We start from the raw sequence: 5,537 nt of genomic DNA, 5'->3' as shown, positions 1-5,537 counted from the left end.
CATCAACTTTTTCGATACCGCCAATGTGTATTCGGGAGGCGAGAGCGAGGTCGTGCTGGGCCGGGCGCTGAAAGATTTCGCCCGTCGGGAGGAGGTGGTGATTACCTCCAAGGTCTATAACCCGATGCGCAAGGGGCCCAACAGCAAAGGATTATCCCGCAAATGCATCATGACCGAAATCGACGCTAGCCTGAAACGGCTTAACACCGATTACATCGATCTGTATGAAATCCATCGCTGGGATTACGACACGCCCCTGGAGGAGACGCTGGAGGCGCTGCACGACCTGGTAAAGATGGGCAAGGTGTGCTATCTCGGCGCCTCCTCGATGTACGCCTGGCAATTTTGCCAAGCGCTGCACGTCGTGCGGGGCCGGCGATGCCTATGCGGAGTTTCTCTACGCGGCGACCGAGCAGGCGGACCGGCAGGTTATCCAGGCGGTGACCGAGGTGGCGACGCAGCGCGGCATTCCGCAGGCGCAGGTGGCGCTGGCCGGGCTTTACAGCAAGCCCGCGGTGGTGGCGCCGGTGGTCAGCGTCACGGCCCTGCAGCATTTGGAAGACGCGCTCAGCGCCACGGAACTGACGCTGAGCCGCGAGGAAATCGCGATGCTGGAAGCGCCCTATATCCCTCACCCGATCGTTGAACATTCATGATGCGACGGGTTTCACCTCCTATGGCAGAGCAGATGATGAAAAAGACCGAACAGCAGATAACCGATCTGGAACAACAATTACAGCAGCAGGGCGTGCAGTATTGTATGGGCGCCTATGTGGATATTCACGGCGTGCCGAAAGGCAAAGTGGTGCCGATTGGCCATTTGCGCCAAATGGCGGCGGGGTTGGAGCGCTATACCGGCTATGCCCTTGATGGTCTCGGCCAACTGCCTAACGAAGATGAACTTACCTCGATTCCGGATCTGGACGGGATAATCCAACTGCCCTGGGAGCCGAAAATCGCCTGGATGCCGGCCGATAATGCCTTTCAGGGCGAACCCTATCCCCTCAGTACGCGGGTGGCGCTGAAGAATGTGCTGGCGCAGGCCGACGCGATGGGCTTTGGCTTTAATCTGGGGATCGAGTGCGAGATCTATTTGCTTAAACGCAAACAAGACGGCGGACTGTCGGTGCCGGATGCGGACAACAAGCTCAATAAACCCTGCTACGATTTGCAGGGGTTTATCGGCCAGTTTGCCTGGCTCGACAAAGTATCCTCCACCATCAATCAACTGGGTTGGGATCTCTACTCGCTGGACCACGAGGATGGCAACTCGCAATTTGAATTTGATTTCAAATACGCCGATGCCCTGACCAGTTGTGATCGCTTTATTTTCTTCCGTTTCATGGCCAAGCACTATGCCCGGGAATTAGGGCTGGTGGCGACAATGATGCAGAAACCCTTCGCAAATAAAACCGGTACCGGCGCGCACTTTAATATGTCGTTGTTTGATAAGGCCCGCGGCGAGAATATTTTTCAATCCGCGCAGGATCCGCGCGGGCTGGTGCTGTATCAGACGGGGTATTACTTTATCGGCGGCCTGCTGCGCCACGGGCGCGCGCTTTGCGCCGCCTTCGCGCCCACGGTGAACAGTTATAAACGGCTGGTGCGGCAGGGAGCGATGAATTATTTCTCTTGGGCGCCGGTATTCAACTCTTATGGATCCAATAACCGCACCAACTCGGTACGGGTACCGGCCGGCGGCGGCCGCTGCGAATCGCGCAACACCGACGGCGCGGTCAATCCCTATCTGGCGGCGGCGCTGGCGGCCGGGCTGGAGGGGATCCGCGACAAAATAGACCCGCGTGAACCGAACGAAGACAATTTATATGCCATCAGCTAACAGGAGCGGCAGGCGCGCGGCATTGATTTTCTGCCGCAAAACCTGCTGGAGGCGGTGGAGGTGTTCAGCAGCGATCCTTTCGTCGAGGCGACGCTCGGTAAAGCGCTGAAGGATTAATTCGTCAAATACAAACTGCAGGAGTGGAATCACTATCACCTGCATGTGTTAGCCAATGGGAAATCGAGCGCTATAGCACGATTTTTTGAGGCGAAATGCCGCCCTGCGGGGGCGTGTCGCCGGTTTGCGGAGCAGAACGATGAATGAGCAGCCGTTCATGGAGGTGGTGGTCACCGAAAAGCGGGATGGGGGCACCGGGGTTATCCTTTTAACCCTGGCGCGCCGGCGCGCATATCGCGGTCCGCCTGAGCCCCTCGCTGTTGCGTCATTACTCGTTGTGCGGCGATCCCGAGCAATTACACCATTACTGGTTGGCGGTGCTGGTCACCCGGCACTCCCGCGGCGCCGGGGAGTACCTGCGACAGCAGGTCATGCCGGGACAGACCCTCGCCATCGGCGCGCCGGTGACGCTGTTCGCACTGCAACAACATCCCTATCCGGCGCTGCTGCTGGCGGGAGGCATCGGCATCACGCCGCTGTTGCCGATGGCGCTGACCCTGGCGTGTCAGGGGCGCCCTTACCGGCTGTATTATTTCGGCCGGCCGGACACCCTTAGCGCTTTCGACCTGCAGGGGGCGTGGCGGGAGATTGCGCCGGCGCTCAGAGTGCACCATCAAGCGCCGGCGGATCCGTGCGGGCTACTGACGCGCTGGCTGCGGCACGTGGGGCGTAGCGCGCTCTATCTCTGCGGATCGCAGCCGTTTACCGCGCCGGTGCGGGATTTCTGCGCGCGGCACGGCGTCGCGACGAGGATCTGCATTATGAGCTGTTCTCGCCGCCGGCGCTAGCGCAGGAGGGGACGTTTATGGTGCAACTGCACCCGTCGGGGCAGCGGTTAGCGGTCACGGGGGAGCAGACTATCGTCGAGGCGCTAAACCTGGCCGGCATCGACACCGAAACCGCCTGCGGCATCGGCGGTACCTGTCAGGCGCGGGTGGTGCGCGGTATTCCGGACCACCGCGACAATTATTTGACGCCGGCGGAAAAAGAACAAAACAACCGGATATTGCTGTGCTGTTCGCGCGCCCGGGCGCCGGAAATCGTCATCGAACTGCAGGACTGACCTGCCGTTTATGCCGGCTTGACCGCCAGATGTTCAAATACAAACTCGCGCATGCAATTGATGGCATGTTTGTATTTAAATTTAGGAAACATGACCGTGCGGAATAACACCCCATCGAGGTAGGTCGAAATAAACATCGCCATATCGGCGGGGTTTACCTCGCGAAACACCCAGGCCTGTATGCCGTCGGTGAGGGTATTTTTCAGCACCACCGACTCTTTTTCATAAAATTTTTTAATCGCTTTATCGATTTGGGGGTACGGCCGTGGGTGCCGGCATAATCCAGGCTGATCTTGGCCAGCTTTTGCAGCAAATAAAATTGCATGATATGTATCTGGATCCAAAGAAACAGCACTTGCTGGGGATCGCGGGCGTCGTGTTTGATAGCCTCGAACTGCTCGAAAGCTTTTTCTACTGTGGATTCAATGACTTTTAGAAAAAGATTTTCTTTAGATCCAAAATAGTAATAAATCAAAGCTGAATTATGGCCCGTGGCGTCGGCAATATCTTTGATTCTGACGGAAGAGTAATTTTTCCGGGCGAATAATTCCAGTGCGCAATTAAGCAGGGTATTCGCCACATCCCCCGGCTGGTTTTTTTTCCCCTTAACGGTGGCGGCGGGCGTCATAGCGGTCTTTGTAGCGCGAGTTTTCATAATCCTTTCCGGCTCAGAGAGCCTGTTTTTTTAACGAGCAAGCGTGGGTCAGGAAAACAGGATTCCTAAGCCGTGCGCGGCTTGGATTAACAAGGCGCTGTTTCGGCGCCTCGACGGATAAATAGTACCATAGACGTGAAATTGGCAACAAGTTAACTATCTGATTAATTAATCACCGCGGGTGCGGTGCGCGAGGGGGTGATGATGCAGGACACTCAACATTGTGAGCTGGGGGATTTTATCTTGCACAGCGGCGATCGGATGCAAAACGCCCGGCTGAGTTATGTGACCTATGGCCGTTTTAACCGCCGGCGCGATAACGCTATTTTGCTGCCGTCCTGGTATGCGGGTGACCATCGCGGTTGGGACGCGCTTATCGGCACAGGCCAGGTGCTCGATCCGGCCCGGTATTTCATTATTTGCACCAATCTGTTCGGCAACGGTGTCTCCAGCTCCCCCCAGCCATCCCGGGCCGCAGCAGGGCCGGCGCTTCCCGGCGGTGACGCTTCTGGATAACGTCCGGGCGCAGCACCGGCTTATCCACGATCATTGGCAAATCGACAGACTGGCGCTTATCGCCGGCTGGTCGATGGGGGCGATGCAGGGGTATCAGTGGGCCACGCTCTATCCCGATGCGGTAGACGCATTGCTGGCGGTGTGCGGCAGCGCCAAATGCTGGCCGCTGAATCAGGTATTTCTCTCCGGCATAGCCGCGGCCCTGCAGACGGACCCGCTATTTCAGCAGGGAAGTTATACCCGCCCGCCGCTAAAGGGGTTGGCCGCCTTCGGCCACTGCTATGCGGGTTGGGCCTATTCCGCCGCGTTCTATCGCCAGCATCTCTACCGGCAGTTAAATTTTTCGACCCGCGAGGCGCTGTTGCACTATTGGGAGCAGGATCATCAAGGGCGCGACGCCAATGACCTGCTGTGCATGCTGCATAGCTGGCAGACGGCAAATATCGCCGATAATGCACACTTTGGCGGTGATTTCGACGCGGCGATGGCGGCGATTACCGCCAGGACCGTCGTCATGCCCTGTACCACCGACAGCTACTTCACGCTGGAAGAGGCAGAGATGGAATGCGGCTTGCTGGCCCGGGGGGAATGGCGCCCGCTGGCGTCACCGTTTGGTCATTGCGCCGGCGCGCCGGGCCGGCTGCCGCCGGCGGAAAGCGCGTTTATCTGTCGGGCTATGGCCGACCTGCTGGCGGCGTGAGACGAGGCGGTATTCCTCCGCCGGGCCGGGAGCGGCATCCCCCCCGGCCCGGCGGGCGGTGAGCTAATCGACAATTTCCAGCTCGACCACCCGGCCCTGATCAAACCAGGTTTCCAATCCGGTGACGCGCAGTTGCAGCGCCCCTTCAACCACCTCGCCGATGTAGGAAATCGGCAGCGGTTCTTCGGCGGTGTCGTCGCCGTAAACCACGCAAAATTGCTGCCGCGAACTGTAAAAACACACCGAGCCTGTGGCTTTACCGTATTTCTCCCGGCGCAGTTTGCCCACCTCTTCGGTTTTATATTTATTTTCCCAGGGCGCGACAATCGGTATAGTGAAAAACACCATATCGCCAATCAGCTTGCAGTGCTGCAGCACGCTTTTCATCGGCAATTTCGCCCGCAGTTCCCGGGCCAGGTTGGGCACTTTATCTTCCCAGACTTCTATCTATAAGGCAAGCCGGTTCACCAGCAACGTTCATTCGTAATTTCATGGTGGTACCCGTATTGGTGATAGCGTGAAAAGGAAAGTTAGACCGATTTAACCCGGCGGAAACGTAAGCGCCCCGTGGAGGACGTCTTGAATTATTGGGGGGTTTGTTGTATGAGACAGTAAACCTACGTTACACGCTTATGCTCATTGCATT

The 5,537-nt window shown here is 57.7% G+C and carries 9 protein-coding genes and 1 pseudogene; 7 read left to right on the top strand and 3 right to left on the bottom strand.

Annotated features, from left to right (window positions below; genetic code table 11):
* Positions 1-25: 25 nt before the first annotated feature.
* The 5 genes and pseudogenes from ACMX3H_RS15255 to ACMX3H_RS15235 all read left to right on the top strand — a co-directional run.
* Positions 26-295: pseudogene (locus tag ACMX3H_RS15255) on the top strand (aldo/keto reductase); the annotation flags it as partial.
* Positions 296-440: 145 nt separating this feature from the next.
* Entirely contained in the window at positions 441-656 is a 216-nt protein-coding gene (locus ACMX3H_RS15250) for an aldo/keto reductase (RefSeq protein ID WP_415211438.1), read from the top strand.
* 32 nt (positions 657-688) lie between these two features.
* Positions 689-1,840 (top strand): type III glutamate--ammonia ligase, encoded by a 1,152-nt coding sequence (gene glnT / locus ACMX3H_RS15245; RefSeq protein WP_415209687.1) that lies wholly within the window; start codon positions 689-691, stop codon positions 1,838-1,840.
* A gap of 377 nt (positions 1,841-2,217) precedes the next feature.
* A complete protein-coding gene (locus ACMX3H_RS15240) occupies positions 2,218-2,745 on the top strand; it encodes a hypothetical protein (protein WP_415209688.1) in 528 nt (175 codons plus the stop codon).
* A gap of 17 nt (positions 2,746-2,762) precedes the next feature.
* Positions 2,763-3,020, top strand: a complete 258-nt coding sequence (locus ACMX3H_RS15235; protein WP_415209689.1) for a 2Fe-2S iron-sulfur cluster-binding protein — start codon at positions 2,763-2,765, stop codon at positions 3,018-3,020.
* Between the two features lie 8 nt (positions 3,021-3,028).
* On the opposite strand, the gene ACMX3H_RS15230 is transcribed toward ACMX3H_RS15235, so the two are convergent.
* Entirely contained in the window at positions 3,029-3,232 is a 204-nt protein-coding gene (locus ACMX3H_RS15230; RefSeq protein ID WP_415209690.1) for a hypothetical protein, read from the bottom strand.
* Complete coding sequence (locus tag ACMX3H_RS15225; protein ID WP_415209691.1) at positions 3,223-3,675, bottom strand: TetR/AcrR family transcriptional regulator; 453 nt, start codon at positions 3,673-3,675, stop codon at positions 3,223-3,225. Before ACMX3H_RS15225 ends, ACMX3H_RS15230 begins: the two co-directional genes overlap by 10 nt.
* Positions 3,676-3,876: 201 nt before the next feature.
* On the opposite strand from ACMX3H_RS15225, the gene ACMX3H_RS15220 reads away from it, so the two are divergent.
* Both ACMX3H_RS15220 and ACMX3H_RS15215 read left to right on the top strand, forming a co-directional pair.
* On the top strand, positions 3,877-4,191 hold the full coding sequence (locus ACMX3H_RS15220) for a hypothetical protein (RefSeq protein WP_415209692.1): 315 nt from the start codon (positions 3,877-3,879) through the stop codon (positions 4,189-4,191).
* A complete protein-coding gene (locus ACMX3H_RS15215) occupies positions 4,175-4,891 on the top strand; it encodes a homoserine acetyltransferase (protein ID WP_415209693.1) in 717 nt (238 codons plus the stop codon). The genes ACMX3H_RS15220 and ACMX3H_RS15215 overlap by 17 nt, the downstream gene beginning before the upstream one ends.
* Before the next feature lie 63 nt (positions 4,892-4,954).
* On the opposite strand, the gene ACMX3H_RS15210 is transcribed toward ACMX3H_RS15215, so the two are convergent.
* On the bottom strand, positions 4,955-5,317 hold the full coding sequence (locus tag ACMX3H_RS15210; protein WP_415209694.1) for a hypothetical protein: 363 nt from the start codon (positions 5,315-5,317) through the stop codon (positions 4,955-4,957).
* Positions 5,318-5,537: the final 220 nt, after the last annotated feature.

It is taken from the genome of Sodalis sp. (in: enterobacteria) (assembly GCF_047607725.1).
Lineage (GTDB): Bacteria > Pseudomonadota > Gammaproteobacteria > Enterobacterales > Enterobacteriaceae > JBLKSS01.
The sequence above is the reverse complement of the archived record's forward strand: the minus strand, read 5'-3'. Positions and strand labels throughout refer to the sequence as shown.

What these genes read in the sequence shown, in the direction of transcription:
- glnT (WP_415209687.1), top strand. Translation starts at nt 689, where the DNA reads ATGATGAAAAAGACCGAACAGCAGATAACCGATCTGGAACAACAATTA.
- ACMX3H_RS15235 (WP_415209689.1), top strand. Translation starts at nt 2,763, where the DNA reads ATGGTGCAACTGCACCCGTCGGGGCAGCGGTTAGCGGTCACGGGGGAG.
- ACMX3H_RS15225 (WP_415209691.1), bottom strand. Translation starts at nt 3,675, where the DNA reads ATGAAAACTCGCGCTACAAAGACCGCTATGACGCCCGCCGCCACCGTT.
- ACMX3H_RS15220 (WP_415209692.1), top strand. Translation starts at nt 3,877, where the DNA reads ATGATGCAGGACACTCAACATTGTGAGCTGGGGGATTTTATCTTGCAC.